Genomic DNA, 18,548 nt, shown 5'->3' with positions numbered 1-18,548 from the left:
TCGTCACTCTGTCAGGTCGCCAACGTGTCCCGCTCGGCAGCGACTGGCTTCGACACTCAGGCGGCGGCCTTACCGGTCTAAGCGGCGCCGTTGTCGAGGAGTACGTCGGCGATCCGCTTGAGGTGGTCTTCTGCGGCGAAGATGACGTCTTCTTGGCGTTGGAGGTCGTGTTCGCGGTCGACAAGTTGTTGGCGTTGGTCTCCTCGGCCTTCGCGGTAGCCGCGCCAGTAGTGATCCTCGGCCACGCTCATGGGAGATTCCGATGGGAAGGCGCGGGTTGGTGAGGTGAATTTCATGCCGGTCGAGAGGACGGTGATGACGGCGCCGCCGCCCAGAATCTCGCCGTAGCGTTGACCACTGGGGCTGCCGGCATCAGCGTCTCGCGCGGCTTGTGCGCCGATTTCGACATCGCTGACACCTCCGCCACAACCGATGTCCCGGCCGGCAACCGCGCTGCTGTCCTGCCCATAAAGTCTGATGTCGCCCGGCGTGCTGGGTTCGGGATGAGTGCTGGCATGGTTGCCCTCTTTGAGGAGGTTGTGGCGGGCGCAGAGTCCTTGGCCGTTGGAATAGCTGGTGGGTCCGCCTTCTGCGTGGGGTTGGATGTGGTCCAGGTGTCTGATGGGTGCGTCGCAGAACGGGAAGCGGCAGTGCCCGTCGCGGAGGGCGATCATCTTGCCTAATCCGTCGGGGAAGGTGCGGGCGGTGGATTCCATTCGCATCAACGCCCCCGAAGCTGGATCGGTGTACAACCGCCGCAACGTCGCGGAGTGGCGGGTATGGGCGGTGTGGATCACTTCCCTCGCCATCTCGGCCGGGTAGGGGCCCAGCCCGAAGATCTGCGCCGGTTGGTCCGTAATCCCGAACGCCGACAGGTCGGTCATCACGAGGTTCACGTGGACCCCCACCCCGGCCGGGAGTAGCAGCCCGAGAGTGGAGTCAAACTCCATCCCCGCCGGTATCCCATGCTCGGTGGCGGCGCCGTGGTCGCCGGTCTCGGCAGCTGGCCTACCGTGCGTGGCCGGCATGCCGTCGTCGGTGGGGACGAGGTGGCTGAAGAGGCCCCCGACGGTTTCCACGTCGGTGAAACCGGTGGTCGGGGTGCAGAGTTCTCCCGGGTCGTCCAGGGCGGCACCGCACTGGCAGGTCGCGCTTTCTCCTCCACTGTTGTTCCCGCTCTTGGCGGCGGCCTCTTCGGGTTCAGTTTGGTGACCTGCTGGTTTGCGGTGGTGAAGCGGACAGTCACCGTCTGCGTGCCCATCGCTTGGGGCTTTCCCCTTGCCCGAGTCACTGTGGGCTTGGGCTTGGGCTTGGGTGCAGGGTTGGCCGGGTTCACCGCCGCAGCCGATGTGGTGAGCCCTCAAGAACTCGTCGGGGACGCCTTTGGTGGCTTTGGCCCAGCCGATGACGAGGGCGGTAAGTAGGTCGGCCTTGAGCTGGTCTTGCGTGCGTTCGTCCCCCTCGTGTTCATCCGACCGGTGTCGCTTGGAGCGGGCGTAGGTGGAGAGGATGGTTTCCATGGCCTGCCCGGCGACGCCGGGCAGGAGGGCGTTGAGGTTCATCATCCCGTCCGGCCGGTACGTGAAACCCGCACGCCTGTTCGCGGCAGCCTTCCGACGCCGTTCCGCCACCAATTCAGGTTCCAGCTGGGTGACCACGTCATCGAGTCGCTTGCGCAGTTCCCGTATCCCCAGGTTGGGGAGATCCTCTGCCAGGTTGTCGTCGGCTTCGAAACGGCCGGCAGGAGTCAGTAACGAGGTGTGTTTGAAGAGGGTGAGGGCTTGGTCCTCGGAAACCTTCCCGTCCAACCACAACGCGAATGTCAGTGGCGCCTGGTCCGGGCACTCACAGGCCAGGTCTACGACTTGCCGTGCACGGGAGCCGTTGAGTTTGCGCACCAATCCGAGATCCTTGCCGACCTCTGCGGGGATATTGCGGGTGGAACGTTCTGCTTTCTCCGCGGCCTGGCACCGGATCTGGACGATGTGGGTGGTGATCAGTGCCTGCCTGGCTTCGATCATGCGCTTGATGGTTTCCAAGGTCTCCAGGCCGGCCAGCGCATCGCCCAGAGACCAATCGGTGAAAACGTCTCCGTCCAGCAAGGCGATGTGGCCCTTCAGTTCCGCCAGCGCTGCGGGCGGCCGCACCATCTGAGACGTCGGGGAAGCGGATGGCGGCGCGGTCGCGACGGCCTTGGCAGGTGACCCATTCGCTGTGGACGTTGCCTGCTGATGGGCGGTGTGGTGCCCGGTATTGGTCTTCTGGTCCCCTGAGGTGGTGTTGCCCCCTGAGCGGATCCCCCGATTCGCTTCCATGCACCGACTCTACTAGTACACAACAATCGGGTCCAGAATTTTCAATAACTGCCAGGCTCTTCCCAGACAATCTCTCAGGTAATGCGGAACCTGTGGACGACACGCCGATAAATGGTGGCATGAACAATCCTTGCCTGGAAAATTAACATTTCATTCCAACGTTCAAATGGGTTGAATTGGTCGCAGCGCCGGCCTCAGGGTGACCGTCGGGTGCGGGTGCGGGTGCGGGTGCGGGGTGAGCGGGACAGGCCGGGTGCGGCGAGCGCGGCGAGTGCAGCGGGCGGGGTGAATGCCTCGAGGCAGCAGGCCATCGTCGCGATCAGGGCGATGGCCTGCGGCATGCCTGGGTCCCCCGGTTACGGCCAAGACACGGTGCTGGCCCGCTGTTCCTCCGTGAGCGTGGTGCCACGGTCGCGTTGCTCCTCCTGCCGCAAGGGCCTATGCCTCACTAAGCGAGAGTTATTGACTAACTAGCGCGAGTCGTATTGTAGGTAGGTGCAGCAATCCCCGAGATTTGGGCGGCGGGGTGCTGACTCACTGAGCCAGGCTGAGCAGTTTCAGCACCGAATTCCAGTTGCGTGTGGTCCCAGGTTTTCCTGTGCGGCGGGCAGCGCGTTCCAGCTGCACCGGAAGCTTGGCGACGCCCATGCCCTTCGGAACATAGAGGTAGATCTCGCGTCCGGAGACGGTGCAGGCCTCCGGCAGGAAGGCATCCAGGTCCAGGCCGTCCAGCAGGGTCGACGCAGGGGGCAAACTGAAGAAGGTCACGTGCAGCTGCTTGCCCTGCTCCACCTCATACGGCTTGGCGTCCACGATGGCAGCGAGTTCGTCCGCGGTGCGGGTCACCACTGGGACCTCGTACCCGGCCACCTCGCCGATCGCTGCGCTCAGGATCTGTTCCAGTTCCGGCCCGCGAGGGCTGAGGTTCGGAGGCGGTGTCACCACGGCATTGCCCGACTGGATGTAGGTGACCACGTCCGTGCAGCCCAGCGACTCCAGCGTGGCACGAAAATCTGTCATGGCCAGCCGGTGGCCGCCCACGTTGACGCCGCGCAGGAGGACCACTGTCCGAGGAGATTCGGCTACTGAAGGCATGAGTCCAAACTAGATCCCGAACCGAGTGGTGAGGAGGCAGGAGCCGGATCGCAACGACGCAGTCGGTTCGCAGCGGCAGAATGGTGGGTATGGCATCTGCAGACCTCACGCCCTTCGACGTGTCCGCCATCGGCCAGGGTCTCGTCTTTGCTCAGGTCCTGGATCGGCTGACCGCAGCGCTGGAACACCATCCCACCTCGGTGGTGCAGGCCCCGCCCGGCACCGGCAAGACCACGTTGGTTCCGCCGACGGTGGCGAATCTGGTGGCCGCCCGCGGAGATCAAGGCAAGGTCGTGGTGACCCAGCCCCGCCGAGTCGCTGCGCGATCCGCCGCACGCCGACTGGCCCAGCTGGACGGGTCCGAGCTGGGGGAGCGTTCCGGGTATTCCGTGCGCGGAGAGCACAAGGCCGGTCCCGGGACACGCGTGGAGTTCGTGACACCGGGCCTGCTGCTGCGCAGGCTCCTGGCCGACCCTGAACTCACCGGTGTGGACGCCGTCATCGTGGATGAGGTCCACGAACGCCAACTCGACACCGACCTGCTCCTGGGTCTGCTCAGTGAGGTCCGCGAACTGCGTGATGACCTCACCCTTGTTGCCATGTCCGCGACGCTGGATGCCCCGCGTTTTGCGCGGCTCCTCGCAACGGACGGCACCGCGGCGCCGTTGGTGGACTCGCCGACCGCCCTGCACCCCCTGACGGTGGCCTACCAACCGAGCGACGGCCCGCGCCAGGACGACCGCGGCGTCACGCCGGGGTTCCTGGCACACGTGGCCCACGTCGTGGCTGAAACGCACGCCAAGGCATTCGATGCAGACCCCACTGTGGACGCGCTCGTCTTCCTGCCCGGTGCCCGGGAGGTCTCCCGGGTCGCCGAGCAGCTGCGAAACCTCACCAAGAACACCGAAGTCCTGGAACTCTCCGGCTCCGCCCCCGCGTCCGAACAGGACCGGGCCATCTCCGGACGCGAACCCGGCGGCAGTCCCAGGATCATCGTCTCCACGGCGCTCGCCGAGTCCTCGCTCACCGTGCCAGGCGTGCGACTGGTGATCGACGCGGGCCTCTCCCGTGAACCCCGCCGCGACGCGGCCCGCGGCATGCAGGGTCTGGTGACCGTCCAGGCCTCGCGCGCCTCGGTGGAGCAGCGGGCCGGTCGAGCCGCCCGACTCGGGCCAGGAACCGTGGTGCGCTGCTACGACGAGCGCACCCTCGCGGCCGCCCCTGCCCACGTGACGCCGGAGATCCTCAGCGCGGACCTGACTCAGGCAGCGCTGACGCTCGCGGCCTGGGGGACGCCGCGGGGTGAGGGTCTTGCCCTCCCGGACGCGCCTCCTGCGGGCAGCATCGCCGATGCCGAGGCCACCCTGCGCTCGCTCGGAGCGGTGGAGGCAGACGGCAGGGCCACGCCGCTGGGCGCCCACCTGGCGGAACTGCCCTTGGAGCCCCGTTGGGGCAGGGCCCTGCTCGACGGTCTCGAGGCCGCTCGCGATCATGACCTCGCCCCGGCGGCCATCGTCTGGGCGGTGGCCGTCGCCACCTCGGATCTGCGAGTGCCCGACGGCGATCTGACGGCTCTCGCGCGTCAGGTCACCGGGCGGAGCGGGACAGGAGGCCAGGGAGCGGTGCGCCGCGAGGCGGCGCGCTTGCGGCGGTTGGTGGGGCAGCAGCGATTGGTGGGTCACGAGCCGTCGAGCACTGGGGCTCCCTCCGCCGGGCAGATCGCGAGGGCGCTGCCCGTGGTGGCTGCGCTGGCCTGGCCGGAACGGATCGCCAAACGCGTTGGCCCACAGTCGTATCTGCTGGCCTCGGGAACTCGCGCCGGCGTGCCTCAGGGCTCCGGGTTGGCCGGGCACGAGTGGCTGGCCGTCTCCGACGTGACCAGGGCGGGTGGCCGCGCCGCAGCAGGAACCGGCGCGGTGATCCGTGCCGCCGCGCCCCTGAGCGAGAAGGTAGCGCTCGAGTTGGGCGGGGACCTGCTCGTCGAGGAGACCCGGGCCGAGTTTGTGGAGGGGAAGGTGCGTGCTCGGAAGGTGCGGGCCCTCGGGGCCATCGAACTGGCTTCCACACCGGTCCGTGCCGACGCGGAGAGTGGTGCGGCGGCCGTCGCCGCGGCGCTGAGGGAGCAAGGACTCGGGGTACTGAACTTCTCCGAGCCCGCGGACGGGCTTCGGCGGCGCTTGGGCTTCCTGCACCGGGAACTGGGGGAGCCGTGGCCTGACGCCTCGGAGCCGGCACTGTTGGCCCGCCTGGACGAATGGCTGGCGCCCGAGCTGCGTCGTCTGGCCGGTGGGACGCCCGCTGCCAAAGTGGATTTGACGGATCCGTTGCGGCGGTTGCTGCCGTGGCCGGAGGCCGCCCGGCTCGACGAACTCGCACCCGAGCGACTGCGCGTCCCGTCAGGGAACACGGCGACCGTGGACTACCCGGAGGTGGGCGATGACGGACCGCCGGTAGTAGCCGTGAAGTTGCAGGAGTGCTTTGGCTGGGCCGAGACGCCGCGGCTGGCGGACGGCCGGGCGCCCGTGCTGTTCCACTTGCTCTCGCCCGCGCGCAGGCCCCTGGCCGTCACCGACGATCTGGCCAGCTTCTGGTCGGGGCCCTACGCACAGGTGCGCTCCGAAATGCGGGGCCGCTATCCCAAGCACCCCTGGCCCGAGGATCCTTGGAGCGCCGAGGCCACGCACCTGACCAAGCGGAGGTTGGAGGGGAGGTAGGGGCTGTGGACAACGTCTGCGGCGAAGGGCCCGACCTCGCTAGGCTGAGCTCCTCACCGAGGATGCGGGGGAGGAGAACGACGATGTGGTGGACGGAGTACACCTGGCCGTGGCTGTCTGAGTGGGCGTCGTCTCCCGGGTTCGCAGGAGCTGTGGCGTTGGTTGCCGCAGCGGTGACTCTCACCGTTACGACGAGGAAGAACCGCCACGAGACCTGGTGGGAACAGACCGAGTGGGCGCTGGGGAAGTACGTGGACGAAGAGGCGTCCGCGGCGGAGCATGCGATTGGGGCCGATGCGGTGCGAGTACTGGTCAAAAGTCCCTTGGCTACCAAGCAAGAGATGGCTTTTCTTTCGGCCGTGATGACTGCAACCGTCCTGGAACGTGGCAGAAGCCCCAGCGGTGATTCCAACGAGTTTCCACCTGTCGCCAAAGAGTCAGAAGCGGTAGATAATGAAGCAACGACAGAGGAGGGGCCATGAGTGTCGTGGACCAAAGACCCAGGGAAGAACAGGACTGGAGCCGCGGAAATCCCAACCGGAGTTTGGAAGAGAGGCGGATCGCAGCGCAGGTTCGTGTCTATGCGGATCGCCGTCTGAAGAGGAAGACGCCACAGTGGATCGTAGATCTGGCAGGAGACGGTGTGCCGGAACGTCCCAGTTGGTGGGAGAGACTGCGCGGCTACTGACGGCAGAAGCCAGGAAACCGGCGGTCAGAGCCACTCGCGCGACAGGGCCGACATGATGATCTCGTCGTGGAATCTCCCGTCATGGAACGTTGCGTCGCGGCGTACACCGTCGACCTGGTAACCGACTTTTCGGTACACGTGGTGGGCCGGAGTGTTGAACGCGTGGACACGGATCTCGATCCGATTGAGCCCCATCTCCCGGAAGCCATAGTCGGTGAGCAGCCGTACGGCATCAGGGCCTGGATGCGGCACGTGGGTGTCGAATCCAGGCCCTGAATCGGTGCGGGGAGGAATGAGCTCAGCGGGTGGCCGCAGCCAGTGCCGCCTCCAACTCCGCGCGGGTGGCGGCCTGGCCGTTGCCCATCGCGAGGATGTTCGTGGGGTCGGCATCGGGGCCCAGGTAGGGCTTGCCGTAGGCCGGCTCACCGTTGTCGAAGCGCCAGCCCTCGGCGAGCGCGCCCGCGTCCAGGGCGTCGTACCCGATCGAGTCCAGGAATGCGGTGACCTGCTCCTTCGCCGCGGCGTCGTCACCGGCGATCACCAAGGGCGTGCGTTCCGGGTCTCCGGCAGGCCGAGCCAGCAGTCCAAGGTGCTTGAAGTTGATGTTGTTGAATGCCTTCACCACGTGGGATTCCGGCAGGTGATCCGCCAGGATCTGCGAAGTGGTGATGCTGCGGGCGTCCAGGACATCGATGTGGCCGTCGCGCTGCCAGTAGTAATTGGACGTGTCGATCACCGTCTTACCCTTCAGCGGCTCGACGGGAACATCCGTCAGCGCACCGAGCGGGATCGTCACGACCACGATGTCGGCGGCCTCGGCAGCCTCCCCGCGGGAGGCGGCACGAGCCTGCGGCCCCAGCGCCGCGGCCAGCGGTAGCAACGTGCGGGGTTCACGAGAATTACTGAGGACCACGTTGTGCCCGCCCTGGACGGCCAGGCGTGCCACGGTGGCGCCGATCAATCCTGCTCCGATGAATCCGATAGTGCTCATGTTCAGTCGTTCTCCTTCGTGTTGTCGTTGTCGGTAGGTTCCGGTGCAGGCTCGGCCGCGGGGGCCTCGTCTGTCATGTCCGACGGCTCGTCGAGACTCTCGCTCTCCACGGCGTCCAACGTCTCCGTCGGTGCTTCATCCGGCTCGGCTTCCGGCTCGTCGGTCTCCGGCTCCGCCAAGATCTCGTCTGCCAAGGTGACCGGCTCGGGATCGGCCGCGTGACGGCCGGAGGCCGCCGCGACCGCACCAGCGGTTGCCGTCCCGGCACCCACGCCGACGAGCTCGCGGTCCTGCGCCGGGACGTCGGGCATCGATTCCCGCTGGGAGGGGATCGTGACAGGCTCGATCTCCGAGGCGGGACGACCCCCATTGGGGCGTCCGGGGGCCAGGGTGGCCCAGTCCCGGACGGTCTCGGAACGACGTGCCAGGAACACGGCCAGGGTGATGAACACCAACCCGATCACGAGCCAGATGGACAGCACCAGCAGGCAGGCACCCACGCCGTTGGCGGGACCGCCGGCGATCAGGGAACGGAAGGCCTGCGTGGTGTAGGTCATCGGTAGAACCGTGCGCAGTCCCTGCAGGAACTCGGGCATGGTCTGCACCGGGTAGGTGCCGCCGGCCGAGGCCACCTGGAGGACCACCAGGATCAGGGAGATGAACCGGCCGGGGGCGCCCAGGATCGCGATCAGCCCCTGATTGACGATCAGGAAGGTCAGGGACGCGAACATCGCCAGCCCCCACACCTCGACCGGGTGAGCCATGTCGATGCCGATCACGAAGTGCACCATGATCATCACCAGCGCGGCCTGGACCACGGCCATGATGGCCGGCGCCCACACGGAGCGCAGCGCCACGACGGGGCTGGGGAGGCGGCTGTTCAGCAGGCGCTGGCTCAGCGGGGCCATCAGCATGAAGAAGCCGATCCCACCGATCCACAGGGCAAGGGACATGAAGTACGGGCTCAGACCGGTCCCGTAGTTGCCCATGGAGTTGTCCTGGGCGTTGTCGGAGGACACTGGAGTCGCATTCACCTTCGCAAGGTGCTTCTGCTCGGAGTCGGAGTAGTTCGGGATCTGATCCACACCGTCCGCGAGGCCGTCGTTGAGCTCGTCTGCGCCATCGGCCAACTGGCCGAGGCCGTCCTCGAGCTCTGCCGACCCATCGCTGGCGGACTTGGAGCCGTCCACGAGGTCCGAGGTGGACCCAGCCAACTTCGCGGTCGCCGTCTTCAGCTGTCCCGTCCCGTTGTGCAAGGTGTCCGCGCCATCTGCGAGCTGCCCAACGGCGCCGACCAGGTTGGGAACGGAATCGTTCAGTTGAGCAGTACCGTCCGCGAGGGCGCCTGCCCCGTCCACGAGCTTGGGCAGGTTCGAATGCAGCTGGGACGTGCCGTCGGCAAGCGTCCCGGTGGCGGAATCCAGCTGCTTGGCGCCGCTGGCCAGAGCGGGGGCCTTCTGGGCCAATTCCGCGGTACCGTCGGCGACCTGATCCGCGCCGGAGGAGAGCTGCGCGGTGGAGTCCTTGAGCTGCTTGGACGTGGCCCGCACCTTGGCGGTGGCGGCCTTCAGGTCATCCACGCTGGCGCCCTGCCCGTTGTCCACGATGCCCGCGGCCTGTTCCGCGCGCTTGATGGCGTCGCGGGTCTTGGCGGCACCGTCCGCCACGGAATCGGTGTTGCTCTTCAGTGTGCTCAGGCGCGCCTTGAGATCCTCGTTACCGGGCTGGTTCAGGAACTCCTGCATCCGGTCATTGGACAGCAGCGCATCGGCGTCGGACTTGGCCTTGCTTGCCGTGCCTGCCAGGTCGATGTTGCTGGAGGAGGAAAGCCCGCCGGTGGCGTCCAGCAGGTCGCCTACGGAGTTGAGGGTGTCGTCCACGCCGTCGGCGATGGAATTGACCTGTCCGTCCACAGAAGCAGCGGTCGCGGCCAACGTGTCATTGCCGTCGGCGACCTGGCGGGCTCCGGAGGCCAGCTTCTTCGTGGCACTGGGCAGCGCTGAGGCCGAATCCGACATGGTGCCGGTGGCGTCGTGGAGTCTGTTCGCCCCGGAGTTCAGCTTGGTCACGGCGGTGTCCACACTGCCGATGCCGTCATCCAGGGAGGATGCGCCGTCGGCCAACTTCTTGGCCGAACCGGGCAGGGCGTCCGCCTTGTCCTTCAACTGGCCAAGACCGGAGGACAGCGTCGCTGCACCGGAGTCCAGCTTGCCCGACGCCGTGGCGAGCTGGCCCGCGCCGGAGTCAAGCTGCACGCTGCCATCGGCCAGTTTCTCGAGGCCGACCACCAGGTCGCCGGTGGATTTGTGGGCCTTGGTGGTGTTCTCCGAGAGTTTCTCGGAACCGTCCGCAGCTTCTTGGATGTTGGAGTGGATGTCGGTGAAGCCGACATAGATGTTCTTGAGATAGGTGTCGGTGACCTGATCGCGGATGGAGTCCGTGATGGTCTGGCCCACCGTCTTCGAGATGGTCCCCATCAGGTAGTTGGAGGCGTCGTTGGTACGAATGTCGACCTGCGTGGTGTGCGCCTTGCTCGGATCGTCGTCACCGGCGGATGCGGCCGCTGCGGAGAATCCCTTCGGGATGGTCATGACGGCCTGAACGTCACCGTTCTCCAGCGCCTTGGTGGCCTTGGCCTGGCTCATCTCGGACCAGTCCAGATTGGATTTGTCGTCGTTGCCGAGCACCTCGTCGACGATGTCGGGACCCAGGTCAAGGGTGTCTCCGTTGGAGGCCTTCGCGGGGGAATCCAGGTTCACGACCGCGGCAGGCACCTTGTCCAGGTTCCCCGTGGGGTCGTGGTTGACCCACACGAGCGCACCCGCGTAGAGGAGCGGGATCAGGGCGACTCCGCAGAGGGAGATGATGATGCGCTTGTACTTCTTGAACCAGCTGGTTGGCTCGGTTGGTGTGCTGGTCATCAGGCCTCCTCTTCGGTGTCGATGTGTTCTGTGCAGATGCCTGCATCGGGGGTGGTAGGTGTGACGCAGGAATGGTCCAGCTGGAAGTGCAGCAGTGCGGTGAGGCGGGCGGTCACCTCGTCCACGCTTTCGCGGTCGGCTGGTGGGACGTCCAACCAATCCGCCACGATCCCCACGGCGCCGTGGCCTATGAAACGGTCCAGATGCTTCGGGGTGGCTCCACGCTCGAGTGCCTCGTGGAGGGGACCGCGTTCCTGGAGCCGGCGGGCCAGCAGGTCTGCGAGTTGCCGGATGACCGGGTATCCGCTGGAGCCGTGAAGGGCGTGGCGGAAGACGTCGGCCTCGTCGAGGAGGTGCTGCAGCAGATCGTGGATCGCTTCGCTTCCGGAGGCATCGTCCTTTGCGGTGGTCACGGGGGTGTTCGGGAGACTGGCCGCGAAGAGCGTCTGCAACCGGGCCGTGACGGCGGCGACGATCAGCGTCGGGAGATCACCGAAGTGCTGGTAGAGCGTGGGGCGGGAGACCTCGGCCAGGTGCACCACGTCGGTCACGGAGATGGCGTCGGCCTGACGTTCGGCGAGCAGGTGCAGGGTGGCCCGTACCAGGGCGTCCTGGCTACGAACCGACCGGGGATCCATGAGTGCTGTATCTGTCACGTGTAAATAATTTACACTTGTCAGTGAGTGTCTTCAAGGGGCCGTGACCCATCAGACCTCTTCGGCCCTGGCCGTGGCAACAGGGTGCGCGGATAGACTGACCTGGTGTCTGAAGTAGCCGTGAACCCCACGTCCATGGCTCGGGTCTTCTGGAAACCCGTGCTCTACCGTGCGGTCATCGCCATCGCGTACTCCCTGCTGGGGATCTTCTGGGCCAAGAACCCGCCGAGCGTGCTGGTGGCCATCGCCACCGCCGTGCTGTTCCTGCTTTGCGCCCTGTTCGTCTGGCCCGTCACGCGCCTGGCCGGTCTTCCGGAACGGATGCGCACAGGTCTCACCGCGGCAGCGCTCGGCTGGATCGTGGCGGGAGTCCTGCTCTTCATCTTCCGCGAGCCCGCAGCGATGGCGTCCATCATCGCGTTGGGTCTGGCGCTGGGTGGGATCGGCGAACTCGTGGCCGGTTGGGGGCGCAAGGAGTTGGGCCGTCCCGCCGCGGACATGGTGATCTCCGGCGCACTGGGGATCATCGGCGCGGTGGTCCTGGTGCTCGTGTCGGTGGCCTTGGGTAGCAATCTGGACCCGCACGGCATCTTCGGTACCGCCGCCATGATCGTGGTCTGCATCGGTGTTCATCAGGTCCTGGCCGCGATCGGATACCGGCGCGATGTCAACAAGTCGGCCGAGCAGTCGTAGACTGGAATGTCCGTGCTCTGTCATCGCCGGTGGAATCCGCAGGCCACCTGAACAGTTGTGCGGTTGAGGCCGGATGAACCTCCGGTCCGAGTGAATTTAGTAGGTAGAAGGAGACCCTTGACCGTGGGTGCACCCAAGGACGATCAGCACGGCTGGAAGCAGAGCATCCGCCCTGCCCTCATCCTCTCCCTCATCTTCGGAGTGGTGGCCGGCGCCGTCGTCACCATCGCCTCCACCGGAGGCACCGAGAACGGGCTCCGATTCCAGTTCGGCTTCATCGCCTTCCTGATCGCCTTCGTGGTGGGTCTGGTGGTGATCTCGTTGTTGATGATGGCCGTCAAGGAGAACCCGGACGAAATGGGTAGAGGCTCAGGTGTGAACCGCTCCTCGGAGCTGTCCGACGAAGAGCTCAAGGCCGCCGAACGGCGCGAACGCAACAAGCGCCAGGGCCCTCAGGGCCACTGACCGGTCAGTCGTCCTCTGAGGACCAAGCCTGAACGAAATCGGCGACGTTCATGTCCTCGAGGTCCTGGTTCACGATCCCCAGAAGCGTCTCGTCGGACTCGTAGTTTCCGGCGTCCACTCGGGCCAGGACCGCGTGGTCGTCCAAGCGGCGAATCACCACGGCCACGCCGCTGAAGGCGCTTCCGTCGTCGCCGAAGGCCGCCGAAGCCAAGCCGGCCACGAAACGCCCGGCCTTGGACACGGCGTTCTGGTGCTCAGGCGACTCCAACGACGCGACGTAAACGTCCTTGGCGCGCTGTTCGGTTTCACTCACTGCGGTTCCTCCTGCTGCTTCTCGCACGGACTGTGCATCTGATTTTCAAGCCTACCCGTAGGGATGGCTCACTCCACCACGCGGTCACGAGATCCCAGAGCTGCGAAGACCAGCGCCAGCACGATGGTTCCGCCCAGGGCCAGAAGCGGGACCTGCCAGCCGTGCGTGGCATCGTGAAGGAACCCCAGCGTGGGCGGTAACGCTGCGGCGAGCAGATAGCCCACCGACTGACCCATGCCGGAGAGCTCTGCCGCGCGATGGTGGTCCCGGGTCCTGGCGCTGAACAGGGCGAGTGCCGCCACGATGCAGCCACCGGCTCCGAGGCCGATCACGATGGTCCAAACGATGGCCGCGGCCGGGAACATCACCATCCCGAAGACTCCGATCACCGAGAAGACCACCGGGGTCACGGTGGCAGGCCTCGGGGCACGTTTGAGCGCCGCACCGGTGACGAGGGAACCCACGATGCCGGTGGCCTGGAAGACCGCGGCGTGGACGCCCGCCACGGAGGTGGAGATCCCGTAGCTGTGTTCGATGGTGGGCCACCACGTGACCATCGAGTAGAAGACGCAGGACTGCAGCCCCATGAACAAGGCGACCTGCCACGCAACGGCGCTGCGCAGCAGCGACGGGCGGCGTCCGCCCCCGTCGGAACCTTGCGTGGCACCTGCCTCATGGCCGACGGTGGTACTCACCTCCGTCCGTCGGGCACCTTCGGGCGCGGGCTGGGGCGCGTTGACGCGAAGCTGCGGGAGCATCACGGCAATGCCGATGAGCGCGATGGCCGCGGTGAAGCCCAGAGCGAGGCGCCAACCGGAGCCGGGAAGCCCGGCGATGGGGACGGCAAATCCTGCCGCGAGTGCAGCGAACGCGGATTGCACGCCGTTGTACGCGCCGGTCAGGGAGCCGACGCGATCCGGGAAATCGCGTTTGAGCAGAGACGGCAGCAGGACGTTGATGCAGGCGATGGCGGAGCCGATCAGCACGGTGCCCACCCACAGCAGGGCGGCGAGGGGCAGAGAGCGCAGGACGATACCCACCATGAGCAGCACCAGAGCACTCGTCAGCGTCGCCTCCGTCCCGAAGCGCCGTGCCAGCTTCGGAGCCAACGGCGACACTGCGGCGAAGCACAGCAGCGGCAGGGAGATCAGTGCGCTGGCTCCGGCGGAACCGATGTCGAGGTCCGCGCGGATCTCGCCCATCAACGGACTGACCACGGTCAGGGCGCCGCGCATGTTGGCGGCCAGCAGGAAGATGCCCGCCAGGAGCAGCGCGGGGCGCAGCATCCTGGCGGGGGCGGTGGTGGGTAGGCTCATGAGTTGGCCTCCAAGAGATGAGTGGCGGCGATATCGGTGAGATGAGCGGCGGCCCGCATGGCCGCGTCCGGTTCCCTGGCGATCAGAGCCCCCAGGACCTCGTGATGCGCCAGGTCCATGGCCTGCGCCGGTCTGTGCAGTCGAGGTACGTCCGACTCGCCGGATTCCCGCGTGTAGGAGGCGGCCCGGTCGAGTCCACCGTAGAGATCGGTCAGCAGAGGATTCTCGCAGCAGGCCACGATGAACTCGTGCCAGGCGAGGTCGGCGCGGACGAATGCTGCATCGTCGGCCTTGGCAGAGGCTTCGCTCCGGGCCCGGGTGAGTCCTCTCAGGGTGTCGAGGTCGGTGTCGCTGATGCGGTGGGCCGCGATCCGGGCCGCCTGCATCTCCAGGGCACCGCGGACCTCGAGTGCCTGACGGGATTCCTCGGGGGACACGCGACGGGCCAGAGCCGCTGCGAGTTCGTCCGTGGCGATGACGTAGGTTCCGTCTCCGGCTCGAGCGGTCAGGAGCCCCTGGTTGGTCAGGGAGCGCAGGGCCTCCCTCAGGGTATTGCGCCCCACCCCGAGTTCGGTGGCGAGGTCGTGTTCTCCCGGGATTCGGGTACCGACCGGCCAGGTTCCGTCCGTCAACCGGGAGCGCAGGACGTCCAGGGTGGCCGCGGACTTCGACGTCCGGGGGGTCGATGCGGCTGAAGGGCACATGGAACGTAAATGTAGGACATTTCCGGCTGACGTGTCCAGATCCACCCGGCCCGGGCCGTCGGGCACAGAAAAAGCGGGTGCCCCGGACTCCACCAAGGAGTCCGGGGCACCCGCGGCTCAAGCGCTCGCAGAGCGCTGGATCAGAGCGTGTTGCCCAACTTGAAGCCGTTGTTCTCGTCGGCGCGCGTGTAGGAGAAGCCGTCGGCTCCGATGGTCACGTCCATCTCGGAGTCGTCCGTGCGGGAGACCACGGGCTGCGGGTTGCCGTCCAGGTCCAGGACCAGCGAGGCGTCCGTGTACCAGGACGGGACCACGGGGTTGCCCCAGAAGTCACGACGCTGGTTGTCATGCACATCCCAGGTGACGACCGGGTTGTCGGGATCGCCCGTGTAGTAGTCCTGGGTGTAGACCTCCACGCGGTGGCCGTCTGGGTCACGAAGGTAGAGGTAGAAGGCGTTGGAGACCCCGTGGCGGCCCGGGCCGCGCTCGATGGAGTCCGACAGGCGCAGGGAACCGAGCTTGTCGCAAATGGCCAGGATGTTGTGCTTCTCGTGGGTCGCGAAGGCCACGTGGTGCATGCGGGGGCCGTCTCCGCCGGTCATGGCGGTGTCATGCACGGTGGGCTTGCGGCGCATCCATGCGGCGTAGACCGTGCCGGCATCGTCCTGAATGTCCTCGGTGACGCGGAAGCCCAGGTCCTGCATGAACTTGGTGGCCTTCGGGACGTCCGGGGTCACCTGATTGAAGTGGTCCAAGCGGACCAGTTCGCCGGGGGCCTGCAGGTCGTAACGCCAGGAGAGACGCTCCTGGTGCTCGGTCTGGTAGAAGAACTCGTACGGGAAGCCCAGGGGGTCGGTGACGCGAACGGAGTCGCCGATACCCTTCGTGAAGCCGTTCTCGTTGCGCTCCACGCGGCAGTCGAGTTCCTTGTAGAAGGCGACGGCCTTGTCGAGGTCCTCCGGAGTGCGGACACGGTAGGAGAAGGCGGCCACGGCGGCGATCGGGCCCTTGCGCAGCACCAGGTTGTGGTGGATGAACTCCTCGGTGGAGCGCAGGTAGATGGCCTCGTCGTCCTCCTCGGTCACATGCAGGCCCAGGACCTCCACGTAGAAGTGACGGGACTTGGCCAGGTCGGTGACCACGAGCTCCATGTAGGCGCAGCGGAGGATGTCCGGGGCCGGAGCGGTGGGGGTCGGGAGGGCGTTGGCGGCCTCGATCGGGGCCTCCTGGGAGACGTAGAACCCGGAGGAGGTCAGCGTCATGTCGGCGCGATTGGTCATGATAAGCGTCCTTGCTCGAATCAGTGGGGTGTGTATGGGCGCCGAGGCGCTCAGGCCTGCTTGCCGAAGACGGGGTTGTGGACCTCGCCGAGATTGATGTGCACGGCCTGCTGGTCCGTGTAGAAGTCGATGGAGCGGTAGCCGCCCTCGTGGCCCAGCCCGGAGGCCTTGACGCCACCGAAGGGTGTGCGCAGGTCGCGGACGTTGTTGGAGTTGAGCCACACCATGCCGGACTCGACGTTCTGCGCGAAGTTGTGCGAACGCTTCAGGTCGTTGGTCCAGATGTAGGCGGCCAGGCCGTACTTGGTGTTGTTGGCCAGTTCCAGGGCCTCTTCATCGGTGTCGAAGGGGGTGATCGCCACGACCGGGCCGAAGATCTCCTCCTGGAAGATGCGGGCGTCGGGGGCCACATCCGCGAAGACGGTGGGCTGGACGAAGTTGCCCTCAGGGAAGCCCTCGGGGCGTCCGCCGCCGGCCACCAGGCGGGCCTCACCCTTACCGATCTCGACGTAGGACATGACCTTCTCGAAGTGCTCGGGGTGCACGATGGCGCCGACCTCGGTGGTGGGGTCGGAGGGCAGGCCCACCTTCACGCGGGAGGCCTGGGCGGCGTAGCGCTCAACGAACTCGTCGTAGATGCTGCGCTGGACCAGGATGCGGGATCCGGCCGTGCAACGCTCACCGTTCAAGGAGAAGACGCCGAAGATGGTGGCATCGATGGCGGCGTCGAGGTCGGCGTCCTCGAAGACCACGGCGGGGGACTTGCCGCCCAGCTCCATGGACAGGCCCTTCAGGTACGGGGCCGAGTTGGCGAAGATGATCTTGCCGGTACCGGACTCACCCGTGAAGGAGATCAGCGGGACATCGGGGTGCTTGACCAGGGAATCGCCGGCGAAGCCTTCCTCGCCGAAGCCGTGGACCATGTTGAACACGCCCTTGGGGAGGCCGGCCTCCTCGAAGATGCCGGGCCACAGGGAGGCGGAGAGCGGGGTGAACTCCGCGGGCTTGAGGACCACGGTGTTGCCGGTGGAGATGGCCGGGGCCAGCTTCCAGGACTCCAGCATCATGGGAGTGTTCCACGGGGTGATCAGGCCGGCGACGCCCTTGGGCTTGCGGTTGACGTAGTTGGCCTGGCGGCCGGGGACCTTGAAGGCGTCGTCGTGCTGGGCCACGATCAGGTCGGCGAAGAAGCGGAAGTTCTCGGCCGCGCGGCGGGCCTGGCCCTTGGCCTGGGTAATCGGCAGGCCGGTGTCGAAGCACTCGAAGGCTGCGATGGAGTCCTCACGCGACTCGATCACGTCGGCGATCTTGTTCAGGACACGGGCACGCTCACGGGGGAGCATGGTGGGCCACGGGCCGTTCTCGAAGGCGTCCTTGGCGGAGGCCACGGCGGCGTCGATGTCTGCGACCTTGCCGGATGCGGCCTTCAGGTACGGCTCGTTGGTGACGGGATCCAGGACGTCGAAGGTGTCGCCGTCAATCGAGTCGACGAATTCGCCGTTGATGTAGTGCTGGATCTTGTCGGGAAGACCTGCGGGGGTGGAGACGCTCATGGTCGTTGATCCTTACGTCGGTGGAAAGATGTCGAAGAAGTGGAAGTTACGGGAACGCTCAGAGCGCGGAGGGTGGCTCGCCCACGGCGGCAAGGTAGGCGTTCAGGGTGTGGACGCGATGCTGTCTTGCCAGTCGCTCGATCTCCTGGGCCGGGGCGCCGGATTCGATGGCGTTGAGCAGGGCCTCGTGCTCCTCGGTGGAGTGCTGGGACCGCTCGGGGACGGTGGAGAACGTGGAGACCCGAATGGCTCGCAGGCGGGTCCATCCACGGTGGACCAGGTCCAACAGGTGGGTGTTGGGGCAGGCCTCGTAGAGCGCGGCGTGGAACTCAGTGTTCAGGCGGGTGAATTCTGCCGGGTCGAAGTCCTGGAGCAGTTCCACCATCTGGTCGTTGACCCGGTGAGCACGGCTGAGGGCTGCCTTGGTGATGTGGGGAGCAGCCAACGCGGTAGCGGAACCCTCCAGCAGAGCCAAGGTCTGCATGGTGTTGAGGTAGAGAGTGTTGTCCACGCTGGCGACGGTGGCGCCTACGTTGCGTTCGAAGCGGACGAGGCCCTCTGCTTCCAGGCGGCGGATGGCCTCACGGACCGGGACCACGGAACATTCCAGTTCCGAGGCAAGCGTGGACAGCACCAAGCGATAACCGGGCACATACGTGCTGTCCAGGATCCGCTCCCGGATGCCGTCGTAGGCGCGCTGCGACTTGCTCGTGGTGACCGTCATGTCACAAATCGTATACGAAGTGGTGTGAGGGCCGCAACAGGCCTCCAGGATATGGGAAGCGGTGACCCGAACGCGGTTGGAATCGAGAGTCGAGGCGCTTCGAGCGGGGCGGGTGGGGGT

Annotated in this window: 17 protein-coding genes; 4 read left to right on the top strand and 13 right to left on the bottom strand. The window is 66.4% G+C overall.

All coding sequences use genetic code 11. The features are described from left to right. Nucleotides 1-77: 77 nt before the first annotated feature. The 3 genes from Q0A15_RS11540 to Q0A15_RS11530 form a co-directional block, all read right to left on the bottom strand. Complete coding sequence (locus tag Q0A15_RS11540; protein WP_291279676.1) at nucleotides 78-2,315, bottom strand: HNH endonuclease signature motif containing protein; 2,238 nt, start codon at nucleotides 2,313-2,315, stop codon at nucleotides 78-80. Nucleotides 2,316-2,509: 194 nt separating this feature from the next. Further along, nucleotides 2,510-2,656: a hypothetical protein gene (locus tag Q0A15_RS11535; protein WP_291279675.1), complete on the bottom strand. Its 147-nt coding sequence runs from the start codon at nucleotides 2,654-2,656 to the stop codon at nucleotides 2,510-2,512. A gap of 193 nt (nucleotides 2,657-2,849) precedes the next feature. Continuing rightward, nucleotides 2,850-3,410: a DUF1697 domain-containing protein gene (locus Q0A15_RS11530; RefSeq protein WP_291279674.1), complete on the bottom strand. Its 561-nt coding sequence runs from the start codon at nucleotides 3,408-3,410 to the stop codon at nucleotides 2,850-2,852. Nucleotides 3,411-3,499: 89 nt separating this feature from the next. On the opposite strand from Q0A15_RS11530, the gene hrpB reads away from it, so the two are divergent. Continuing rightward, complete coding sequence (hrpB, locus tag Q0A15_RS11525) at nucleotides 3,500-6,124, top strand: ATP-dependent helicase HrpB (protein ID WP_291279673.1); 2,625 nt, start codon at nucleotides 3,500-3,502, stop codon at nucleotides 6,122-6,124. Nucleotides 6,125-6,129: 5 nt separating this feature from the next. Next, nucleotides 6,130-6,606 carry a hypothetical protein gene (locus Q0A15_RS11520; protein ID WP_291279672.1) on the top strand — a complete coding sequence of 159 codons (477 nt, stop codon included), beginning with the start codon at nucleotides 6,130-6,132 and terminating at the stop codon, nucleotides 6,604-6,606. A 230-nt stretch (nucleotides 6,607-6,836) separates the two neighbouring features. On the opposite strand, the gene Q0A15_RS11515 is transcribed toward Q0A15_RS11520, so the two are convergent. From Q0A15_RS11515 to Q0A15_RS11500, 4 genes are read right to left on the bottom strand one after another with little or no spacing between them, the layout of a single operon-like run. Further along, the gene (locus Q0A15_RS11515; protein WP_291279671.1) at nucleotides 6,837-7,064 is read right to left on the bottom strand and encodes a GNAT family protein; all 228 of its coding nucleotides are present in this window, start codon (nucleotides 7,062-7,064) and stop codon (nucleotides 6,837-6,839) included. A gap of 46 nt (nucleotides 7,065-7,110) precedes the next feature. Next, nucleotides 7,111-7,803 (bottom strand): NADPH-dependent F420 reductase, encoded by a 693-nt coding sequence (locus Q0A15_RS11510; RefSeq protein WP_291279670.1) that lies wholly within the window; start codon nucleotides 7,801-7,803, stop codon nucleotides 7,111-7,113. 2 nt (nucleotides 7,804-7,805) lie between these two features. After that, nucleotides 7,806-10,724: a YhgE/Pip domain-containing protein gene (locus Q0A15_RS11505; RefSeq protein WP_291279669.1), complete on the bottom strand. Its 2,919-nt coding sequence runs from the start codon at nucleotides 10,722-10,724 to the stop codon at nucleotides 7,806-7,808. Then, complete coding sequence (locus Q0A15_RS11500; RefSeq protein WP_291279668.1) at nucleotides 10,724-11,380, bottom strand: TetR/AcrR family transcriptional regulator; 657 nt, start codon at nucleotides 11,378-11,380, stop codon at nucleotides 10,724-10,726. Before Q0A15_RS11500 ends, Q0A15_RS11505 begins: the two co-directional genes overlap by 1 nt. Before the next feature lie 105 nt (nucleotides 11,381-11,485). Between Q0A15_RS11500 and Q0A15_RS11495 the strand changes: the two genes are divergently transcribed. Together Q0A15_RS11495 and Q0A15_RS11490 are read left to right on the top strand one after the other, a co-directional pair. Continuing rightward, nucleotides 11,486-12,073 carry a hypothetical protein gene (locus Q0A15_RS11495; protein ID WP_291279667.1) on the top strand — a complete coding sequence of 196 codons (588 nt, stop codon included), beginning with the start codon at nucleotides 11,486-11,488 and terminating at the stop codon, nucleotides 12,071-12,073. A 123-nt stretch (nucleotides 12,074-12,196) separates the two neighbouring features. Then, entirely contained in the window at nucleotides 12,197-12,538 is a 342-nt protein-coding gene (locus Q0A15_RS11490; protein ID WP_291279666.1) for a hypothetical protein, read from the top strand. Nucleotides 12,539-12,542: 4 nt separating this feature from the next. On the opposite strand, the gene Q0A15_RS11485 is transcribed toward Q0A15_RS11490, so the two are convergent. The 6 genes from Q0A15_RS11485 to Q0A15_RS11460 form a co-directional block, all read right to left on the bottom strand. Beyond that, entirely contained in the window at nucleotides 12,543-12,851 is a 309-nt protein-coding gene (locus tag Q0A15_RS11485; protein WP_291279665.1) for a hypothetical protein, read from the bottom strand. A 68-nt stretch (nucleotides 12,852-12,919) separates the two neighbouring features. Then, nucleotides 12,920-14,167 carry an MFS transporter gene (locus Q0A15_RS11480; protein ID WP_291279664.1) on the bottom strand — a complete coding sequence of 416 codons (1,248 nt, stop codon included), beginning with the start codon at nucleotides 14,165-14,167 and terminating at the stop codon, nucleotides 12,920-12,922. Then, entirely contained in the window at nucleotides 14,164-14,871 is a 708-nt protein-coding gene (locus tag Q0A15_RS11475; protein WP_291279663.1) for a FadR/GntR family transcriptional regulator, read from the bottom strand. Before Q0A15_RS11475 ends, Q0A15_RS11480 begins: the two co-directional genes overlap by 4 nt. 140 nt (nucleotides 14,872-15,011) lie before the next feature. Then, a complete protein-coding gene (gene hpaD / locus Q0A15_RS11470) occupies nucleotides 15,012-16,151 on the bottom strand; it encodes a 3,4-dihydroxyphenylacetate 2,3-dioxygenase (RefSeq protein WP_291279662.1) in 1,140 nt (379 codons plus the stop codon). A 50-nt stretch (nucleotides 16,152-16,201) separates the two neighbouring features. Beyond that, on the bottom strand, nucleotides 16,202-17,704 hold the full coding sequence (gene hpaE, locus Q0A15_RS11465) for a 5-carboxymethyl-2-hydroxymuconate semialdehyde dehydrogenase (RefSeq protein ID WP_291279661.1): 1,503 nt from the start codon (nucleotides 17,702-17,704) through the stop codon (nucleotides 16,202-16,204). A gap of 58 nt (nucleotides 17,705-17,762) precedes the next feature. Further along, a complete protein-coding gene (locus tag Q0A15_RS11460) occupies nucleotides 17,763-18,428 on the bottom strand; it encodes a GntR family transcriptional regulator (RefSeq protein WP_291279660.1) in 666 nt (221 codons plus the stop codon). Nucleotides 18,429-18,548: the final 120 nt, after the last annotated feature.

The sequence above is a fragment of the Galactobacter sp. genome, from assembly GCF_022712295.1.
GTDB lineage: Bacteria > Actinomycetota > Actinomycetes > Actinomycetales > Micrococcaceae > Galactobacter.
Note: the sequence above shows the minus strand (reverse complement) of the source record. Positions and strands in the feature narration are given on the sequence as shown.